We start from the raw sequence: 18838 nt of genomic DNA on the forward strand, positions 1-18838 counted from the left end.
GATCGCGTCCCCGGACTGCAACAACTGCACGGTTATTCCTTCTGCCTCAAAATGACTCGCATCACGCCATTTTCATCAAGCTGAGCGGAAATCACCTCAAAGCTCGATGATCGTGGGAACAGAACCTCCGATTCATCCGCATACTTCGAAAGCTGTGTCACGTCGACCCCATTGTGCCCCTCCACCTTCAAGAGCAAGGGTGTCTCGTTGGGACCTGCGCCCCTTGCGAATGACTCGGCGACGAACTGATCCTTGCTGCTGCTGAAGAAGGCGCCGTCAGTGAACGTCTTCCCTACCTCGAACTTCGAGAGGAGTTCGTCAGGTGCGCGCAACCCTCGCCATGTGATTGACGACGCATCAGATGGGTCGGCCCGATAGGGCGGCAACGATGCCAGCCCGTCGTCGGTCTTCTGAATCTGCGCCTCGAGCGCCGAACGCTGCTCAGGAGTCATGTCGTCGATGGACCGAGCTCCAAGAGAGTATTTTTGCGAGTCGGACAACGGATCGACATCACGCAAGTACGCATTGAACGCGTCATAGTCCTGGGTCGTGTAGCGGTAGATTCCCTCGACTCCCTCCTTCGAGAGTGCCGGGTAGGCATCGGAAACTTTCGTCGCCCACTCATCGAACCGAGCGGGATCGACGGGTCCACCCGGCAGCCGAAACTCGTTGTTGATATCGGTGAGGTCCGGAAACACCGCGTCTTCCGGAGCCCTGTTGGCGGGCGGGTCCGTCAACCCGGTGTGCGGCGGATTGTTGGCACCGTCGCCTGGGGAACCGTGTCCACCGCTGGGTGATCCGTCCGGCGGGTGCCCTCCGGCACCCGCGCCCGATGCGCCGCCAAATGTCGCGTGGCTGCTGTCGCCGGATCCACCACTTGCGCCAGGTCCTGCGTATCTGCCGTTCCCTTGCTGCCCCGGGCCGTGGTCGAGCGGTGCTCCGCCGCCGGTGGGCGACCCACCGCCGAAAGGTGAGCTTTGTCCAGGAGAACTCGCGCCGCCGCCAGATCCAATCCCACCTCCGCCAGCCCCTGGAGGTGCTGACAAGCCTTCTGAACTCGCTTGTGACGGTGCCGACACAGCTGAGCCACCGGCGACGTCTGCGTCGGAGATCGGCCTGGCAGGGAGCGGCTTGTGTTCAGTGGGACCGAGATGTGTTTGTGGCGGGACCGACGCTGACACCGGTGCACCAGACTCGGGCTCAGGCACCTTGAATTGTTCTGGCGGAGGTACCGGCGCACCACCTGTCGGCGTCTTCGGCGGGTCCGGCACCGACGCGGGAGTCGGAGATCCGCCGACGGGAACGTCCGGACCCTTCGGCAGCTCCGGAACCTTCGGAATGACAGGGGTTTTCGGTAGTTCGAGATGCGGCGCCACACGGCTGACCGCCTCGGCTGTTTCGGCGGCGCCGTGTCCCAGGGTTCCGAGCTTGCTCGCGCCGCCACCGGGAAGGAAGAAGGTGGCGACGTCGAACGCACTGCGCCCCAGCGCCTCGGCGGGATTGGTCTTCCACAGATCCCAGTGCACGGTCTCCTTGCCCACCTGGAGCCACGCATCGCCGGTCCCGGCCCACCCGTCCTCGTCGGCACCCACCAACGGGGCCATGCCACTGACCAGCTGGCGGTAAGAGTCGAGGCTGCCCTGCGGGTCGACCACCGCCCGCTGGGGACTGTAGGTCCACGCACCTTCGACGAGCTCCCACGCTTGCAGCCCAAATCCCTTGCTGACCTGGGCCATGTCGTCGATGATCTGGCCCACGGGGTTGCCCTGGAGAAACTGTTCCCACTCCTTGTCGGCCAGCTTCAGCATGCTCTCGGCGATGGTGGCTGCCGCACCGACCATGGGCTTCAGTTCGGCCATCAGGGCGGACACCTGGGATGCGAAGTTGTCGACCACCGTTTTGATGTCTTCGGCGATCTGCTTGATCTCCGATTCCTCGTCGTCGGTGAGGAAATCCCAGATGATCTTCGCGCCGGTCATCGGATCGCAGATGCGCGCCAGCAGGTCGATGATCGCGGCGTGCACCTCGTCAACTTTGTCGGCGTAAGAGATCAACTTCGCCGCTACGGACGTGGTATGTGACATCACTTCGGATGCCGCGTTGAGTGAGTCGGCGAACGCCTTCCCCATTGCTTCCGCTTCCGGAATCTGCTGAGCGCCAATGACGCCCAGCGCGGGCGCCGCCGTCGTCTGCGTCACCAGCAGCTCGGTGCCCGCCGCCATCCACGCGCCGGCGGCAGTGCGGAGCTGCGCGGAATCAGCTGTGGGCCAGATCATTCCGATGTACTTGCTGACCCACCCGAAGCCAGGTGGTGCTGGGATGCTGCCGCCTACCGATGTGGGCGGTTGCCCGGAGGCTATCGATCCGCTGGCGGCGGGCACCGGCAGCGGTTCGGCCGCTCCCCTGCCGTCGGACAACGCTTCGGCCATCGAATAGTTGTGCGCCGACATCCGCACGCCGTCACCGAGATTGACCAGACCGTTGCGGGATGCGGCGAAAGCCTTGAGCAGGCCGGCGGCTGCGGAATCGTAGGACTCCCCGATGGCCGAGCCCACGGGATCATCCCCGCACATACCGCCGCACCCCGACAGCGTCCCGGCCAGCGTCGACATGGTCCAGCCGATGTCCTTACCGACATCGGTCAGTGTGACGCCGGCGCCGTCGAGCGCGGCGGGATCAACCGACAGCGGGGCCATCGGCTAGATCGACCACATTTTCGCGTTGAGGGAACTGGCGCCGGAGTAATTGTCGTGCGCTTCCCCGCCTGCGGTGTGCAGTTTCTGCAGTGCATCGCGCATGGTGGCGGCGCCTTCGGTCCACAGCTGATGGGCGGCCTGATGCGCGGCGGCCGCCTCGCCGTCCCACCCCAGGTGCAGGTTCTTGACCACTGCGTCGATCTCGGACAACAGACCGTCGAGGGTGGTCTGGAAGGTCGACATGCGCTCCACCGCGTCGGCCAGCCCCTGGGGATCCACCGAGAATGCCTCAGCCATGCGGGCCGCCCAATTGCGCTCGGGCGGCGTCATCCTGGGCGGCGAACTCCTGGCCGGCGTGCCCCAGCAGGTCGGCCATGATGGCCAGCCCTTTCTCCACCTCGTCGGCCCCGGCGGACCACATCACGTACGCCTCTTTGTAGGTGCCGCCGGACTGCCCGCGCCAGGAGGCGAGCATCCCCTCCACCTGAGAATCCAACGTCTGCAGTTGCTTGAGCAGATGCTCGGCCGCCGCCGACAACGATGAACATGTTCCCGCCAGCACCGCCGGATCGACCCGCAGTTCCCCACTCACAGGAGTGAACGTATCGACTTGACGAATTGCGCTCAATTCACCTAGCCCGAGCAAACTCCATGCGAACGCCACCACGAGAACGCCCAGTTCATCTATGACGCGGCGTTCATCTACCTCTGCTGACCCGTCAGCCGGGCAGCACCGGCACTGCGCCGGCCACCAGCAGGGGCTGCACACCCCGCCACGCAAGTTGGTTCTCGGTGCCCGCGGCGGAGAGCTGGATGACACCGGCACGATCGGCGACGTAGACGGCGGCGGGGCTGGCAGCCACCGTGGTCACCGGCATCCGCAGATCATCGCTGGGCCCATCGGAATTCACCCCGTCGAGGTTGACGAACGAGACCGGGTGGGCGCTGTCGTTGCGGGTGACCACGATGTCGTCACCGGTGCGCCACGACAACGACACCACCGACTCACCGAGCCCGAAACCCAGGCGCCGCGGATACGTCAGCGCGAATTCCCCGCCTGGTAGCAGCTCGACACCGGCCAGGATCACCTGCCCGTCGATCACCATGGCCGCCCGGGTGCCGTCCCTGGACAGCTGCAGCTCGGAGATGACGCCGGGAAACCTGGTGGACACCGCGGTGGCGTCGACGGGAATCTGGGCAGGCTCCCCGGAAGCGGCCTCGCGGATGACACGCAGGACGATGTTGCCGTCGACGACGATCCAGACCGCCTGATCCAGAGCCCAGGTGGGTCGCGACAGGCTGCGCGCAACGGTGGAGCGCTCGCCGTCGCGTCCCAGGGCACCGATCCACAGATTGGATTCCTGGTCCGGCGCTCCAGCGCGCAGTGTGGTGACCGACGCGACCTGCTGACCGTCACGCGACAGCGATGCAGCACGCTGGTCCGGCATCTGGCCGAAGGAACCAGGCACCCGCGTCGCACGCTCGCCATCGAGGAAATGCAACGAGCCGCCCACCAGTGCGTGCAGTCCTGCCGCCGCGCCGTCGGCCGCGCCGGGGTCGGTGGCCGCCACATCGGAGGTGTTCCAGCCGTCGGCAAAACGTTCATCGAGCGGCGCGCCATCGACGTCGATCACGTACGGGCCCTTGATGTCTGCGCGCGCCAGTGTCCAGATGATCTGAGCGGCCAGCAGCTGCCTGCTGTGCGGATCCGTGGTGGACAGGTTCTCCAGCTGGATGCGGGCACCGCCGTATCCGCGGCCGACCCCGGTTTTGCCGCCGTCGGCACGCGTCACCGGACCCCGCAACCGCAGCGGCTCGGCCACCATGTTGCGCACCGTGTTGGCCATCTCCGACCGCGGACCCGAGATCAGTTTGGTCACCAGTTCGGTGGCCAACTGATCTGAGTCCGAGACCGCGACGTAGCGGGGATCGGGGGCCATGGTGGAGCCGGTGGGGTCGACGAAGTACAGCGTGTGGCGCTTGTAGGTGGCCTGGAACTGCTGCCAGTCCAGGAACACCCCGTTGGGCAGGCGGTCTATCCGCCAGCCGTCCTCTGTCTTGACCAATTCGATGGCACCGGGATCCGGAAGCGCACCCTCGGCGGTCTCGAACACCCCGATATCCGACAGTGAACCCAGGATGTCGGCCCGCATGGACACCGAAACTCTATCGGCACTGCGGGTTTCGACGAACACCACCCGGTCGAGCAGCAGCGCACTGCCCGCGTCGTCCCAGGAGCTGGACGCGGACTCGGTGAGGAACTGGCGCGCGGCGAGGTGTCGGTTGGCCGGATCAGCCGTCGCCTTGAGGAACTCCCGCAGCAACAGATCGGGCTCCATGCCCGGAGTCGGCTTGGGCAGGCTGGGTGGCGCTGAGCGCTCCACCGTGCCGATGGCCTGTGGCGCCGAGGAATTCGGCACCCCGGCGCACCCCGACAATGTTGCCGCCATGACCATCATTGCGGCCGCGATGCGCTTCACACGGTCTTCCCGGCGGGCTCACGATTACGCGGCTGCTGCGTCCCGCTCCGTCCACTGCGTTCTGGCCCAATGGGTTTCAGCGGCAATGGACTGGTGGTCACCTTGTGTCCACGCACCAGCGGAAGGGTCAGTCGGAAGCAGGCACCGTTGCCCGGCTCACCCCACGCCTCGAGCCGGCCCTGGTGCAGCCGGGCATCCTCGATGCTGATGGCCAACCCCAGACCGGTACCGCCGGAGCGGCGCACTCGCGACGGATCCGACCGCCAGAACCGGCTGAACACCAACTTCTCCTCACCTGGCCGCAGACCCACACCGTAGTCGCGCACCGTCACCGCCACCGTGTCCTCGTCGGCAGCCATGCGTATGCGCACCGGTTTACGCTCGGCGTGGTCTATGGCGTTGGCGATGAGGTTGCGCAGGATCCGCTCGACCCGGCGGGCGTCCACTTCGGCGATCACCTCGTCACCGGGCATCTCCACCAACAGTTCGATGCCGGCGTCATCGGCCAGGTGTCCGACGTTACCCAGTGCGCTGTTGACGGTGGAGCGCAGATCGACGGCCTCGACCGACAATTCGGCCACACCGGCGTCGTGCCGAGAGATTTCCAGCAGGTCGGCCAGCAGGGTCTCGAATCGGTCGAGTTCGTTGACCATCAGCTCGGTGGACCGCCGCAGGGCCGGGTCCAGTTCCTCGCTGTGATCGTGGATCAGGTCGGCGGCCATCCGGACAGTGGTCAACGGTGTCCGCAGTTCGTGGCTGACGTCAGAAGTGAAGCGGCGCTGCAGGTTGCCGAACTCCTCGAGTTGGGTGATCTGGCGACTCAGACTCTCGGCCATGTCGTTGAACGAGACCGCCAGCCGTGCCATGTCGTCCTCGCCGCGCACCGGCATGCGTTCGGTCAGGTGCCCTTCGGCGAACCGCTCGGCGATCCGCGACGCGGAGCGCACCGGCAGCACCACCTGGCGCGATACCAGCACCGCGATGCCGGCCAGCAACACCAGCAGCACCACGCCGCCGGTGGCCATGGTGCCGCGCACCAGCGTGATGGTGCTCTCTTCCGATGACAGCGGGAAGATCAGATAGATCTCGAGGTTGGTGACCCGCGACGGAGTTGGGCTGCCGATGATCAGCGCCGGGCCGGAGAAGCCCTCGGTACGCACTCCTGCGTACTGGTAGCTGACCTGGCCGGCCTTGACGAATTCCCGCAGCGCATCCGGGATCTGGTCGATGGGCCCGGCCGCCGTGGCGGCCCGCGGACCGTCGCCCGGCACCACGAGCACGGCGTCGAAAGCCCCTGCCAGTGCCGAGCCCGCCGCCGGGTCGGCTTTGGAGATCAGCGTGTTGCGGGCCAGCTGCAGACTGCTGTCGAGGGAGCGGCTCTCCTCACCCCCGACGATGCCGCCGACGGTGGTGCGCGCTCGCTCGATCTCTTCGGTGGCGGCGCGCACTTTGACCTCGAGCACCCGGTCGGTGATCTGGCTGGTCAGCACAAAACCGAGCACCATGATGACCGCCAACGACAGACCGAGGGTCAGCACCACCACCCGCAGCTGCAACGAACGGCGCCACGCGACGCCAACCGCTCGACTCACCGCGCTCAGGCCGCTCAGCAGGGGGCCGGTGCGACCCCAGCGTCCGCGAGTGCGCCGCTTCGAGCGCAGGATCACGTGAACGGCTCGATCACTGGAGCCGGATTGTTCGCCGCGTTCCCGTCTCTCGTCCCCCTGCGCTCCGCGCGGGAGGTACCCCCAGCGCTTCTTCCGCTCCCTTGGCTCACGGGGGTCCGGCCTTGTATCCCACCCCTCGCACGGTCAGCACCACCTGCGGGTTCTCGGGATCTTTCTCGACCTTGGCGCGCAACCGCTGGACGTGCACGTTCACCAGGCGGGTGTCGGCCGGGTGTCGGTAACCCCAGACCTGTTCGAGCAGCACATCACGAGTAAACACCTGGCGCGGTTTGCGTGCCAGCGCCACCAGCAGGTCGAACTCCAACGGCGTCAGTGAGATCTGCTCGCCTGCCCGGGTGACCTTGTGGGCCGGGACATCGATGTCGATGTCGGCGATCGACAGCATCTCGGCAGGCTCGTCCTCGTTGCGCCGCAGCCGCGCCCGCACACGTGCGACCAGTTCCTTCGGCTTGAACGGCTTCATCACATAGTCGTCTGCGCCGGATTCCAACCCGAGGACGACGTCCACGGTGTCGGTCTTGGCGGTGAGCATCACGATGGGCACACCCGAGTCGGCACGCAGCACACGGCAGACGTCGATCCCGTTCATCCCGGGCAGCATCAGGTCCAGGAGAACCAGATCGGGCCGCAACTCCCGCACCGCCGTCAGCGCCTGGGTGCCGTCACCGATCACCGCGGTGTCGAACCCTTCCCCACGCAAGACGATGGTGAGCATTTCGGCCAGCGATGCATCGTCATCGACGACCAAGATCCTTTGCCTCATGGTGTCCATGGTGTCACCGATACGCGACAAAACTCCGCTACCACACGCGCAAATATCGCCCGGATCTCCGAAGCTCACGGCCGGGAACAACTCGACCCTGGTCTCGGTTACACGCCTTGCAAGACTTATATAACATCGTTCTATAAGAGTTCGGAAGGACCAGGATCATGACCAACGTCGCCTTCATCCATGGACTGTGGGTCGCCCAGAGCGCATGGCAGCCCTGGATCGACTACTTCACGCAGAACGGTCATCAGGCCATCGCCCTCCCGTGGCCGGGCGAGCTCGCGACCGTCGACGCCACTCGCGAGAACCCGGACGCTCAGGCCGGCTACGGCATCAACGCCCTGACCGACCACTTCGCGACGCTGCTTCACCAGTTCGACGCCCCTGCGGTGGTGATCGGCCACTCCTTCGGAGGGCTCGTCGCGCAGAAGCTGCTGAGCCAGCACAAGGCGGCCGCCGCGGTCGCGATCGACCCCGCACCCATCAAGGGTGTCCGGGCACTGCCCCTGGCGCAGTTGCGCTCGGCGTTTCCGGTACTCGGCAATCCGCGCAACGGCAAGCGCGCCACGGGCCTGACCAAAGACCAGTGGCGGTACGGGTTCGGCAACGCGCTGACCCAGGCCGAATCGGACGCGCTGTGGGAGCGGTGGTCCATCCCGTCGCCGGGTAAGCCGCTCTTCGAAGCCGCCACCGCCAACTTCAGCCCGAACTCCCCCGCCGCGGTCGACACCGCCAACGGCACCCGCGGGCCACTCCTGATCACCGGAGGCACCGCCGATCACACCGTGCCGTTGGTGACCGCCAAGGCCGCGCATCATCTCTACCGCAACTCCGAGGCCATCACCGACTTCCACGAGTTCGACGGGCGCGGGCATTCGCTGACCATCGACAGCGGCTGGCGTGACGTGGCCGACACCTCGCTGGCCTGGATGGCACGGCGCGGCGTCGACAGCCCGGCGCGGGCGTGACCCGTCGACGCACGGCCAGCCAGGAGGTCTCGGGTGCGCTGCTGCAGGCGGCCGAAGCCGTCTTGGATCGCGACGGCGCAGGCGGTGTCACCGTCCGCGCCGTCGCCAGGGAAGCCGGAGTCGCGCCGATGGGTGTCTACAACCGGTTCGTGAACAAGGACGGAATGCTGACCGCTTTGGCAAACCGGGCGCTGGACGAATTGGCCGTCTCGATCGACATCGACGACGACGATCCGGATGCGCGATTTCGTCGCGCCTGCCGCGGCTACCGCGACTTCGCGTTGCGGCACCCGGCTCGCTACGCCCTGATCTTCGCCGCCGGCAGCCCGCTGAGCGACCAGTCCTCGGACGTGGCCGCGCATGGCCGTTCGGTGTTCGCCGTCCTGGTCGAGCTGGTCACCGAACTCGGCAGCGACGACCCCACCGAAACCGCACAGGCCGTCTGGAGCGCCGTGCACGGCGCGGTGTCCATCGAGCTGACGGGGATCGGTCAAACACCCGATTCATCAGCCTCTTTCGAGAACCTCTTGAGCTTGATGGTTGCCGGTCTGCGGTAACCCCAATTTGTCAGTGGCTTCTGCTTGGATGGTGTCATGTCCACCACCGCAACACCTTTGGCCGCTGCTGGGGAAAATCCCCAGCAGCGATTCGAGGTGTTGTTCGGCAGGCTGGGCGAGTTGGCCGGGCAGCGTAACGCGATCGACGGTGAGATCGTGGAGATCATCGCCGAGATCGACCGCGACGGACTGGCAGGCAACACCGGCTTCCGCTCCATCGAGGCACTGGTGGCCTGCAAAACCGGAGTATCCCCACACCGGGCGAAAACCGCCACCACCATCGCCCGACGCAGCGCCGAGTTCCCCCGATGCACTGACGCCATGCGCGAAGGCTGGCTCTCCCTCGATCAGGTCGGTGTCATCGCCACCAAGGCCGGCGCCGGTTCCGACGCGCACTACGTCCAGTTCGCGAAATACGCCACCGTCCAACAGATCCGCACCGCCATCAAACAGGAACCCAAACCAGAGCCTCTACCCGACGCTGAGCCCGCGCCGCAGCCGGAGCCGGAGCGCTCACTCACCCAGACCTCGGATGGCGAGTCCACCACCTGGCACGTCACCCTTGCCTCTGAGGAAGCTGCCGAGTTCGACGCCGCCCTACGCTCGCACCAGGACAAGCTCGTCGTCGAATGGAAACGCGACCACACCGAGGAGTCAGAAACTACGCCGCCCTTCCCGACGCCGGTGGACGGGTTCATGAGCCTGGTGCGAGCCGGCTGGGATACCGATGTCACCGCCCGGCCCCACGGTCAGCGCACGACCGTCGTCGTCCACCTCGACCTCGAATCCCGCCTCGCCAACCTGCATCTCGGGCCACTGCTTTCCGATGCCGACCGCCAATATCTTCTCTGCGATGCGACCTGCGAGGTGTGGTTCGAACGCCACGGCAAGCCCATCGGTTCAGGCCGGGAAACCCGCACCATCAGCCGTCGCCTGCGTCGCGCTCTGGAGCACCGCGACAGCGGCACGTGTGTGGTGCCCGGTTGCGGCGCCACCCGCGGCCTGCATGCCCACCACTTACGGCATTGGGAGGACGGCGGACCCACCGAACTCTGGAACCTGGTGTTGGTCTGCCCCTTTCACCATCGCATGCACCACCGCGGGCGGATCACCCTCACCGGCCCCGCCGACGGTTTGGTCGTCGCCGACGCCACCGGCCGCCGCATGACTGCAGGGTCCCTGGCAAGACCACCCACCACACCACGACCCGATGTGCCGCCACCGTTCGGGCCAACCGGGGAACGATGCGACTGGTGGTGGTACACGCCCTACCAGCCACCCACTGATACCGCGTGCTAGCGGGCGCCCGCCACTTCAGCTGCCACCGCAGCCGGATCGGCGTCAGCGCCGGCGATGAGCCAGCGGCCGCCCCAGTCGGCCGCAGCCAACTCCGAGTAGACGGCGCCGGTGCGGTACTGCAGCCCGCCATCGCGTTCGTAGGCGTCGCGAGCCCGGCTGGGGTCGCTCTCGGCACGTGAGCGGGCCCGTTGCTCAGCGAGCTCCACCGGAACATCGAGCAGCAGTTGGTAATCCGCACTCGGCAGGCGCAGCCGCTGGTATTCCAGCCGATACACCCAGTCCACCACCTCACCGTCGGCGCCCTGATGCAGGCGCGCCGCGCTGTATGCGGCATTGGATGCGACATAGCGGTCCAGGATCACCACGTCATGGCTGGCCCGCAGCTGCACCAACTCATCGATGGCACCCGCGCGATCCAACGCGAACAGCATCGCCATGGCATACACCGAGTCCGCGAGGTCGCCGTGATCACCATGCAGGGCCTCGGCGGCGACGTCTGCGGTCACCGACTGGCCGTACCGAGGAAACGCCAGCGTAGCGACAGTTTTTCCCGCAGCTGAGAATGCCGCCTGCAACGCTCGCGACAGCGTGTTCTTGCCGGCACCGTCTACGCCTTCGATCGCGATGAGCACCGCCGCAGCCTAGCGGCAAGTTCGCGTAGTGCACTACGCGCGACCCCGTGAACGAGTCCTCCGACACTGAGGTCAGGGCGGCCGCATCCACGCTGCCGCGCAGCCACAGGGGGAAACACATGCTGTCGAGCGCTCAAAAACGGGAACTGATCACGCAACCGCGAAGCGTAGAACGGGCCGTCACCGACGATCCGGCCCTCGGACCGCTACGCCTTCTGCCTGGCACCTGGATCAGCGAAGGCCGGGGATGGAACATGATCGCCCTGCCATTCGAGACCGCGACATTGGACTACCGGCTGCTCATGAACCAGTACAACGAGAAGCTGACGTTCAACCTCGTCGACAAGGCAGTGCCCAACCGTGGCCTGACGTCCGACCACGAAGCGCAGACCGACCAGCACATCGTCACCCTCGACTACGAGCAGGTGATCGACCAGCTGATCGCCACCGACAGCCCCGAGAGCACCGTGGCCGGACCGCAAGGCGCGGCCATCCACCACGAGCCTGGATTGTTCCTGCACATGGTCGACCAGATCGCCCCAGAGCGGATGGACATCGGCAGACTGGCCACCATCCCACACGGAAATGCAGCGCTGGCGCTCGGGAAAAGCGCCCGGATAACCGATTTCGAGCCGACGACGTCGATTCCGGCGGTGAATGGCCTGCCGATCGGGGTCAACCAGAACATCGGCAGCCCGTACCTGCTGCCCTACAAGTTCTTCGTCGACAACCCGTTCAAGGGCATCGTCTCCGATCCGAACTTCCCGGGTTTCGTTCCGACAGCGCCGCACCTCTTGCTGGTCAGCGCAGCCGAATCGCTCTCGATCAAGAGGACCACCATCCTCGATCTCGACACCACAAACGCCACCGGCGGGATCCACAACATTCCGTTCGTCGAGAGGCAGGCCGATGCAACGAAGATGCACTCCATGTTCTGGATCCACGAACTGACCGATGGTGGACTGGTCCTGCAGTATCTGCAGGTGGTGATCTTGGAGTTCTTCTTGCGCTTCGACGGCTCCGGCCTGCTGATCGGCTGGCCGCACGTCAGCATCAACACGCTGACCAAGCAGTCGGACACACCGCTCGACATGCTGGAGATGGCAACGCCGTTGGCTCGTGAGGTGGGCTAGTACTGACCGCAATTCGGTGTCGTCGGCACGCCGTTGAAGCGGGCGGCGATCCACTGCATCGCAGGCTCGCCGTCCACCAGCATGGGCAGTGCGTGATTGACCGCCGCCTTGTTGAGGAACGGGGGCTGTTCGTTGGTGCGGAAGTCGACGTCAGCGCCCTGGGCGCACCAGTCGCGGGCAAGTTGCGCGACCGGCGCGTAGGGAACCAATGGATCGAATCGGTTGCTGTTCAACAGCACTGGCGCATTCGGCCGGTATCGACCGAGCTTCTGCAGGTCCAGCAGCCCCTTGAACGGCTCCTTGGTGATCAACTGCTCGATCGGTGCGTTGAAGTAGGGTTGCAGGTGCCGAAAGGTGAATTTCGCGATGGTCTCGGCGATACACTGCTCCTGCACCTTGGACAGCATGTCGGTGCCGCGCGGGGTCAGCGTCGATCGGATCGCGGGCTCGGCCTCCGGGTAGCTGGCCATCACCGAGTTGACGGCGTAGCCCACCACACCCACCAAAGCGCTGCCGTCGGCGAAGGGGAACAGCGCAGTCAGATCGGCGGGCGGCGCACCGGCGTAGGTACCCACGATCTTCAATTCAGGCGCGTAGGCCGACGCCAGTTCGGCGGCGGACGCGGCAGCACCGCCACCTTGCGAGTAGCCCCAGAAAGCCAGTGGCCCTTGGGGGTCCAGCGAGGTTCCGGGCAGCCGCATGGCTGCGCGGCCGGCGTCGAGCATGGCGTTGCCCTGGGCGATCCGGTTGACGTAACTGTGCACACCGGGGGTGCCGAGGCCCTCGTAATCGGTCATCACGATGGCGAATCCGCGAGCCACCATGGTCGCGACGAACAGTTCCTCGTAGTTGAACGCGATGTCGAGGTACGGCGACCAGTGGATCCCCTGGTTGAACAGCCGCGACGGTGCACAGTGGTCCCCCTGGCCCTGGGTGCCGGGACCGTAGACGATGAGCGGACGGGGCCCCTGGCCCGGCCAGGGGTTGAACGGCTCGAAATAGGTACCCGTGACGGCGTTGGGGTTGCCGCGAGCATCGGTGCTGCGGTACATGATCCGAGTCCCCGTCGCCATGATGGCACCCAGTTGTCCGGACGGTTCGAGTACCAGCCGTGACGGTTCCGTCCGAATCAGGTCGCCGGGCGCGCCCTCGGGCAACGGATTCGGTGGTGTGTAGAACGCGGTGTACTCGTCCTCATTCCAATACGGATGATCGTCGTCTGCGCTGGCTGCAGGGGCGAAAACAATTGTCGAACAACTATTTACGAGCCCGACAAGACAGACGAGCAGGACGACCCCGACGCGAAACATTACTGGACAGTAACAAAGGAGGGGCTATTTGACTACGGATTCCGCAGTTTACGGATCGACAGTCAGCTGTCACACGAAGAACGCCCCCTTCCCGGAGGAAGAGGGCGTTCTCGCAGAAACGTCAGTAGCGGTAGTGCTCGGGCTTGTACGGGCCCTCGACGTCGACGCCGATGTACTCGGCCTGCTCCTTGGTGAGCTTGGTGAGCGTGCCACCGAGCGCCTCGACGTGAATCTTGGCCACCTTCTCATCGAGGTGCTTGGCCAGCCGGTAGACCTCGTTGTCGTACTCGTCGTTCTTGGTCCACAGCTCGATCTGCGCGATCACCTGGTTGGAGAAGCTGTTGCTCATCACGAAGGACGGGTGCCCCGTCGCGTTGCCCAGGTTCAGCAGCCGGCCCTCGGACAGCACGATGATCGACTTGCCGCTGTCGAACAGCCACTGATCGACCTGCGGCTTGATGTTGATCCGCTTGGCACCGGAACGCTCGAGGGCAGCCATGTCGATCTCGTTGTCGAAGTGCCCGATGTTGCCCAGAATCGCCTGGTGCTTCATCGCCTTCATGTGATCGAGGGTGATGATGTCCTTGTTGCCGGTCGAGGTGATGATGATGTCTGCCTCGGCAACGCCCTGCTCGACGGTCACCACGTCGAAGCCGTCCATCAGCGCCTGCAGCGCGTTGATCGGGTCGATCTCGGTGACGGCCACTCGGGCGCCCTGACCGGCCAGCGACTCGGCGCAGCCCTTACCCACGTCGCCGTATCCGCAGATCAGCACCTTCTTGCCGCCGATCAGCACGTCGGTGCCGCGGTTGATGCCGTCGATCAGGGAGTGGCGGGTGCCGTACTTGTTGTCGAACTTGCTCTTGGTGACCGAGTCGTTGACGTTGATGGCCGGGAACGCCAGCTCACCGGCGGCGGCGAACTGGTAGAGCCGCAGCACACCGGTGGTGGTCTCCTCGGTGACACCCTTGACCGACGCGGCGATCTTGGTCCACTTGTCCTTCTCCGTCTCGAAGCGCTTGGACACCAGCGCCAGGAAGACCTTCCACTCCGCGGAGTCGTCGTCCTCGGCGGGCGGCACCACGCCGGCCTTCTCGTACTGCGCGCCGCGCAGCACCAGCATGGTGGCGTCGCCACCGTCGTCGAGAATCATGTTGGCCGGCTCACCCTCCCAGGTGAGCATCTGCTCGGCCGCCCACCAGTACTCCTCCAGCGTCTCGCCCTTCCAGGCGAAGACCGGGGTGCCCTTGGGCTCCTCCGGGGTGCCGTGGGGGCCGACGACGACGGCCGCTGCGGCGTGATCCTGGGTGGAGAAGATGTTGCAGCTCGCCCACCGAACCTCGGCACCGAGGTCGGTCAGGGTCTCGATGAGAACGGCTGTCTGCACGGTCATGTGCAGCGACCCGGAAATCCGTGCGCCCTTGAGCGGCTGGACGTCGTGGTACTCGCGCCGCAGCGCCATCAGGCCGGGCATCTCGTGCTCGGCGAGCCCGATCTCTTTGCGGCCGAACTCGGCCAAGGATAGGTCGGCGACCTTGAAGTCGATGCCGTTGCGTACGTCGGCGGTCAGTTCCGGTGCAGTCATGTAAGAGCCCCTAAATCATTCGTCATTGTCGAGAACGTCGGGCGCGCATGAGGCAGCACCCAGACAGACAACCCAAAGCCTGCGGGCTCGCGGGACAGGCGGCTGAAGCGCTCTGCCAGCTAAGGGGTATCGATGACACCGTAGCGCCCGGCCGCGCGGTTCATCAATCTGCCCTGTTTGGACGGGTCGCCGCACGGGGTACCTCCGCCTGGCCGAATGGAGGTGTGCCGATGGGCGAACGCAGTGAGACCGTCGGAAGACGGTCCCTGATCAGCCTCGCGGTGCTGAACCTCTTCCTGGCGGATGCGCGCGACGGCCTGGGGCCGTTCCTGGACGCTTTCCTGGCCACCCGGGGCTGGTCCCCCATGGCACTCGGCGGCATCGCCACCGTCGGCGGGCTGATCGGTCTGGCTGCGACACCGTTGTTCGGCGCCCTGGTGGACGGCACCCGGTACAAACGCGCCCTGGTGGCGGGTCCGGTGGTGTTCGTCACGGCGGTGGGGTTGGCCACGCTGCTCGCCCCGACGAGTGCCGTGGTGTGGCTGGGTCAGACCGGTACCGCGGTGGTGGGGGCCGTCATCGGCCCGGCCCTGACGGGTTTGACGCTCGGACTGGTCGGCGAGCGGCTGTTCGGCAGGCAGATCGCCCGCAACGAGGTGTGGAACCACGTCGGCAACGTGGCGTATCTGACTGCGGTGTTCCTCGGGGTCTCGCTCTATGGCGAGGCCGCCATCATCGTCTTGATGCTGGTGACCGCCACTGGTGCGGTGGTCGCGGTGCTGGCCATCGATCCCCACCGCATCGACCACGCGACAGCACGTGGGCTGGGCGGGCCCGAGACGGGCTCCCAGCCGTCCGGGCTGCGGGTGCTGGTCTCCACACCCGGGCTGATGCTGCTCGGAGGGGTGCTGCTGATGTTCCACTTCGGCAATGCGCCGGTGAGCAGGTTGGTGGCCCAGGACTTCGCGATCGAACTCGGCAGCCCGTTTCGGACCACCGCCATCATCACCGGGGTGTCGCAGGTGTCGATGATCGCAGTGGCGGTGCTGGCGCCGTTTCTCATCCGGCGGTTCGGGCTCGGTGCGGTGCTGCTGGCCGGCCTGTGCGCACTGCCCGTGCGCGGGCTGATCGCCGGGACACAGAGCGGCTTCTGGTCGATCATCCCGATCCAGGCCCTCGACGGTATCGGCGCGGGTCTGATCGGTATCGCCACCCCTATTGCGGCCGAACGGCTACTGGCCGGATCGGGCCGCTTCAACATCGGACTCGCGGCCGTCATGACCATGCAGGGCGTCGGCGCCTCACTGAGCAATGTGGTTGCCGGCGCCGTCTCGCAGCGCTACGGCTACCAGGCCTCACATTTGCTCAGTGGCGGTATCGCCGTGGCGGCCGTGGCCGTGTTCCTGCGGTGGCGCGGCGCCATCATCCGGCCGCCGCGGGAGACCCGTTTGGATCCGGCCCGGCCGAGTGCGTCTCGATGACACCGTAGCGCTGGGCGTATGGCGTCATGAGCCGCGCCAGGTCGGCGGCCACATCATGGTCGGACTCCGGCGGCATCGAGACGTAGCTCATGGCCAGCCGGACGATGGCCCGCGCCAGCACCCCGGCGTCGTGCTCACTGCACTGCACCCAGCTGTGCCGGAACGACTCGGTGAGCCGCGCCGAAGACCGCGAGATGATAGGGGCACTGTCGGTGGTGATGATCTGCAGCAGGTCGGGTTTTGCCACCCCGGTGAGCAGTGAGATCACCAGCGGATCGGCCGCCGACTCGGCGAAGAACGCGCGGAAACCCTGCAGGAACGCCTCGGAGATGTTGCCGACGTTGGCCTCGACGGCATCGTCCACCGCGTCCACCAGACGGTCCGCCAGCCGCAGCGCGTATCCCTGTGCCAAGCCCTGTCGAGAGCCGAACTCGTTGTAGATGGTCTGGCGGCTGATCCCGGCCACCTTCGCGACATCGGAGAGGGTGATCGAGGACCAGTCCTTGGTGAGCAGCAGCTCGCGCATGGCGTCGAGAACCAGGTCGCGCAGCAGCACCTTGGAGGCCTCGGCGTACGGAACGCGCACAGGCTTGCCCTCGCTGCGCCGTCGTGCCACACGGGCGAGAGTGGCAGTAACGCCGCCGCTCGTCAAATGGACCCGCTGGTCAAGGCCGGGCAACTTCGATCATCTCGAAGTCGGATTTGGCCGCACCGCAGTCCGGACAGCTCCAGTCTTCGGGGATGTCGTCCCAACGGGTGCCCGGGGCGATCCCGTCCTCCGGCCACCCTTTCTCCTCGTCGTACTCGAATCCGCACTGCACACAGACAAACAGCTTCCAGTCGCTCACGACACTCCTTCGAAATCGGCTTTCTCGCGCACCGCGCAGTCCGGGCAACACCAGTCGTCAGGCACATCCGTCCAGGGCGTTCCCGGCGGAAACCCTTCCCGCGGTTCACCTTTGGTCTCGTCATAGGTGTAACCGCAACCGGGGCAGGCAAATGAGCTCATGCCCCGTACCGGGCCAGCACGCGCTCTCGCACGCGGGGGTGGATGTTCACCCGGGTGATGTCGCCGTCGTAGTGGTCCAGCACCCGGTGGTCCATCACCTTGCGCCACAGCGGCGGGAAGTACGTCAGCCCGATCATCGACGCGTAACCGCTGGGCAGGTTCGGCGCGCCGTCCATGCTGCGCAGTGTCTGGTAGCGCCGGGTGGGGTTGGCGTGGTGGTCGCTGTGCCGCTGCAGGTGGTAGAGAAACAGGTTGGTCACGATGTGGTCGGAGTTCCAGCTGTGCTCAGGGGTGCAGCGCTCGTAACGCCCGCTGTCCTTCTTCTGCCGCAACAACCCGTAGTGCTCCAGATAGTTGACCGTCTCCAGCAGCGTGAATCCGTAGATCGCCTGAATCACCATGTAGGGCAGCAGCATCGGTCCGAACACCGCGATCAGCACACCCCAGAACAGCACCGACATGGCCCAGGCGTTGAGCACGTCATTCGACGGGTGCCAGACCGGCTTGCCCGCACGCTTCAGGCGCTGCGCCTCCAGCTCCCAGGACGACTTCAGGCTGCCCCACACACTGCGCGGCAGGAACTCCCAGAACGTCTCACCGAAGCGGGCCGACGCCGGGTCCTCCGGGGTGGCGACACGGACGTGGTGGCCGCGGTTGTGCTCGATGTAGAAATGGCCGTACCAGGTTTGGGCGAGCGTGATCTTGGACAGCCAGCGCTCCAGAGAGTCCTTCTTGTGGCCCATTTCGTGGGCGGTGTTGATTCCGACACCCCCGAGCACACCCACCGACAGCGCCAGCCCGATCTTCGCCGGCCAGCCGAGACCACCGTCGAATCCCAGCCAGCCGAGGTCGGACGCGGTGAACAGGTATGCGCCCACGATCACGCTGGCGTATTGGAACGGCAGGTACGCATAGGTGCAGTAGCGGTAGTACTTGTCGTTCTCCAAGCGCTGCATCACTTCGTCCGGCGGGTTCTGCCCGTCCGGCCCGAAGAACCGGTCCAGTGTCGGCAGCAGCACGTACACCAGCAGCGGGCCGACCCAGAACGGCACCTGCGCCGCGGCGTGCCAGCCGGCGTTGTTGAGTGCCCAGACCACCGGCAGCATCACAAACAGCGCAGTGGGCGCAATCAGGCCCATGAGCCACAGGTAGCGCTTCTTGTCGCGCCACTGGTCGATATCCGGCGCCTGAGTGGCGGCATTGATGTCTGCGGTCACGTTCACCTCCATGT

The 18838-nt window shown here is 65.9% G+C and carries 18 protein-coding genes; 5 read left to right on the forward strand and 13 right to left on the reverse strand.

Annotated elements, in window-relative coordinates; all coding sequences use genetic code 11:
• Positions 1 to 32: 32 nt before the first annotated feature.
• The 6 genes from BVC93_RS02160 to mtrA form a co-directional block, all read right to left on the reverse strand.
• Positions 33 to 2696 (reverse strand): ADP-ribosyltransferase, encoded by a 2664-nt coding sequence (locus BVC93_RS02160; protein WP_083735735.1) that lies wholly within the window; start codon positions 2694 to 2696, stop codon positions 33 to 35.
• A 3-nt stretch (positions 2697 to 2699) separates the two neighbouring features.
• Entirely contained in the window at positions 2700 to 2993 is a 294-nt protein-coding gene (locus BVC93_RS02165) for a WXG100 family type VII secretion target (RefSeq protein ID WP_083735736.1), read from the reverse strand.
• A complete protein-coding gene (locus BVC93_RS02170; RefSeq protein WP_083735737.1) occupies positions 2986 to 3288 on the reverse strand; it encodes a WXG100 family type VII secretion target in 303 nt (100 codons plus the stop codon). Before BVC93_RS02170 ends, BVC93_RS02165 begins: the two co-directional genes overlap by 8 nt.
• Positions 3289 to 3415: 127 nt before the next feature.
• Positions 3416 to 5152 (reverse strand): MtrAB system accessory lipoprotein LpqB, encoded by a 1737-nt coding sequence (gene lpqB / locus BVC93_RS02175; protein ID WP_442929063.1) that lies wholly within the window; start codon positions 5150 to 5152, stop codon positions 3416 to 3418.
• A gap of 20 nt (positions 5153 to 5172) precedes the next feature.
• Positions 5173 to 6843, reverse strand: coding sequence for an MtrAB system histidine kinase MtrB (mtrB, locus tag BVC93_RS02180; RefSeq protein WP_083735739.1), 1671 nt, complete (start codon positions 6841 to 6843; stop codon positions 5173 to 5175).
• 106 nt (positions 6844 to 6949) lie between these two features.
• Positions 6950 to 7636 carry a two-component system response regulator MtrA gene (mtrA, locus tag BVC93_RS02185; protein WP_068915896.1) on the reverse strand — a complete coding sequence of 229 codons (687 nt, stop codon included), beginning with the start codon at positions 7634 to 7636 and terminating at the stop codon, positions 6950 to 6952.
• A 158-nt stretch (positions 7637 to 7794) separates the two neighbouring features.
• Between mtrA and BVC93_RS02190 the strand changes: the two genes are divergently transcribed.
• Genes BVC93_RS02190 through BVC93_RS02200 form a run of 3 tightly spaced genes read left to right on the forward strand, consistent with a single transcriptional unit; the run spans position 7795 to position 10457 of the window.
• Positions 7795 to 8601 carry an alpha/beta hydrolase gene (locus tag BVC93_RS02190; RefSeq protein ID WP_083735740.1) on the forward strand — a complete coding sequence of 269 codons (807 nt, stop codon included), beginning with the start codon at positions 7795 to 7797 and terminating at the stop codon, positions 8599 to 8601.
• Positions 8598 to 9158, forward strand: coding sequence for a TetR/AcrR family transcriptional regulator (locus BVC93_RS02195; protein ID WP_083735741.1), 561 nt, complete (start codon positions 8598 to 8600; stop codon positions 9156 to 9158). Before BVC93_RS02190 ends, BVC93_RS02195 begins: the two co-directional genes overlap by 4 nt.
• Before the next feature lie 36 nt (positions 9159 to 9194).
• Positions 9195 to 10457 carry an HNH endonuclease signature motif containing protein gene (locus tag BVC93_RS02200; RefSeq protein WP_083735742.1) on the forward strand — a complete coding sequence of 421 codons (1263 nt, stop codon included), beginning with the start codon at positions 9195 to 9197 and terminating at the stop codon, positions 10455 to 10457.
• Here the strand turns inward: BVC93_RS02200 and BVC93_RS02205 are convergent.
• Positions 10454 to 11089 (reverse strand): dTMP kinase, encoded by a 636-nt coding sequence (locus BVC93_RS02205; protein ID WP_083735743.1) that lies wholly within the window; start codon positions 11087 to 11089, stop codon positions 10454 to 10456. The two genes, BVC93_RS02200 and BVC93_RS02205, sit on opposite strands and share 4 nt — an antisense overlap.
• Before the next feature lie 254 nt (positions 11090 to 11343).
• Between BVC93_RS02205 and BVC93_RS02210 the strand changes: the two genes are divergently transcribed.
• The gene (locus tag BVC93_RS02210; RefSeq protein ID WP_197687525.1) at positions 11344 to 12222 is read left to right on the forward strand and encodes a heme-binding protein; all 879 of its coding nucleotides are present in this window, start codon (positions 11344 to 11346) and stop codon (positions 12220 to 12222) included.
• Here BVC93_RS02210 and BVC93_RS02215 read toward each other — a convergent pair.
• Positions 12219 to 13532 (reverse strand): lipase family protein, encoded by a 1314-nt coding sequence (locus BVC93_RS02215; protein WP_083735745.1) that lies wholly within the window; start codon positions 13530 to 13532, stop codon positions 12219 to 12221. The two genes, BVC93_RS02210 and BVC93_RS02215, sit on opposite strands and share 4 nt — an antisense overlap.
• A 121-nt stretch (positions 13533 to 13653) precedes the next feature.
• Complete coding sequence (gene ahcY / locus BVC93_RS02220) at positions 13654 to 15117, reverse strand: adenosylhomocysteinase (protein WP_083735746.1); 1464 nt, start codon at positions 15115 to 15117, stop codon at positions 13654 to 13656.
• A gap of 230 nt (positions 15118 to 15347) precedes the next feature.
• Here ahcY and BVC93_RS02225 point away from each other — a divergent pair, with 230 nt between their 5' ends.
• Positions 15348 to 16598 (forward strand): MFS transporter, encoded by a 1251-nt coding sequence (locus tag BVC93_RS02225; RefSeq protein ID WP_083735747.1) that lies wholly within the window; start codon positions 15348 to 15350, stop codon positions 16596 to 16598.
• Here the strand turns inward: BVC93_RS02225 and BVC93_RS02230 are convergent.
• Genes BVC93_RS02230 through BVC93_RS02245 form a run of 4 tightly spaced genes read right to left on the reverse strand, consistent with a single transcriptional unit; the run spans position 16540 to position 18746 of the window.
• Positions 16540 to 17214, reverse strand: a complete 675-nt coding sequence (locus BVC93_RS02230) for a TetR family transcriptional regulator (protein WP_192860163.1) — start codon at positions 17212 to 17214, stop codon at positions 16540 to 16542. The genes BVC93_RS02225 and BVC93_RS02230 overlap by 59 nt on opposite strands.
• 49 nt (positions 17215 to 17263) lie before the next feature.
• Complete coding sequence (locus BVC93_RS02235; protein WP_083735749.1) at positions 17264 to 17446, reverse strand: rubredoxin; 183 nt, start codon at positions 17444 to 17446, stop codon at positions 17264 to 17266.
• Positions 17443 to 17607: a rubredoxin gene (locus BVC93_RS02240; protein ID WP_083735750.1), complete on the reverse strand. Its 165-nt coding sequence runs from the start codon at positions 17605 to 17607 to the stop codon at positions 17443 to 17445. Before BVC93_RS02240 ends, BVC93_RS02235 begins: the two co-directional genes overlap by 4 nt.
• Positions 17604 to 18746, reverse strand: coding sequence for an alkane 1-monooxygenase (locus BVC93_RS02245; protein WP_442929064.1), 1143 nt, complete (start codon positions 18744 to 18746; stop codon positions 17604 to 17606). The genes BVC93_RS02240 and BVC93_RS02245 overlap by 4 nt, the downstream gene beginning before the upstream one ends.
• Between the last annotated feature and the right edge of the window lie 92 nt (positions 18747 to 18838).

The sequence above is a fragment of the Mycobacterium sp. MS1601 genome (assembly GCF_001984215.1).
Classification (GTDB): domain Bacteria; phylum Actinomycetota; class Actinomycetes; order Mycobacteriales; family Mycobacteriaceae; genus Mycobacterium.

Excerpts from the sequence above, each read along its gene's own strand:
- BVC93_RS02160 (WP_083735735.1), bottom strand. The coding sequence starts at position 2,696 with ATGGCCCCGCTGTCGGTTGATCCCGCCGCGCTCGACGGCGCCGGCGTC.
- BVC93_RS02165 (WP_083735736.1), bottom strand. The coding sequence starts at position 2,993 with ATGGCTGAGGCATTCTCGGTGGATCCCCAGGGGCTGGCCGACGCGGTG.
- lpqB (WP_442929063.1), bottom strand. The coding sequence starts at position 5,152 with ATGGTCATGGCGGCAACATTGTCGGGGTGCGCCGGGGTGCCGAATTCC.
- mtrA (WP_068915896.1), bottom strand. The coding sequence starts at position 7,636 with ATGGACACCATGAGGCAAAGGATCTTGGTCGTCGATGACGATGCATCG.
- BVC93_RS02190 (WP_083735740.1), top strand. The coding sequence starts at position 7,795 with ATGACCAACGTCGCCTTCATCCATGGACTGTGGGTCGCCCAGAGCGCA.
- BVC93_RS02200 (WP_083735742.1), top strand. The coding sequence starts at position 9,195 with ATGTCCACCACCGCAACACCTTTGGCCGCTGCTGGGGAAAATCCCCAG.
- BVC93_RS02210 (WP_197687525.1), top strand. The coding sequence starts at position 11,344 with ATGATCGCCCTGCCATTCGAGACCGCGACATTGGACTACCGGCTGCTC.
- BVC93_RS02215 (WP_083735745.1), bottom strand. The coding sequence starts at position 13,532 with ATGTTTCGCGTCGGGGTCGTCCTGCTCGTCTGTCTTGTCGGGCTCGTA.
- ahcY (WP_083735746.1), bottom strand. The coding sequence starts at position 15,117 with ATGACTGCACCGGAACTGACCGCCGACGTACGCAACGGCATCGACTTC.
- BVC93_RS02225 (WP_083735747.1), top strand. The coding sequence starts at position 15,348 with ATGGGCGAACGCAGTGAGACCGTCGGAAGACGGTCCCTGATCAGCCTC.
- BVC93_RS02240 (WP_083735750.1), bottom strand. The coding sequence starts at position 17,607 with ATGAGCTCATTTGCCTGCCCCGGTTGCGGTTACACCTATGACGAGACC.
- BVC93_RS02245 (WP_442929064.1), bottom strand. The coding sequence starts at position 18,746 with ATGGGCCTGATTGCGCCCACTGCGCTGTTTGTGATGCTGCCGGTGGTC.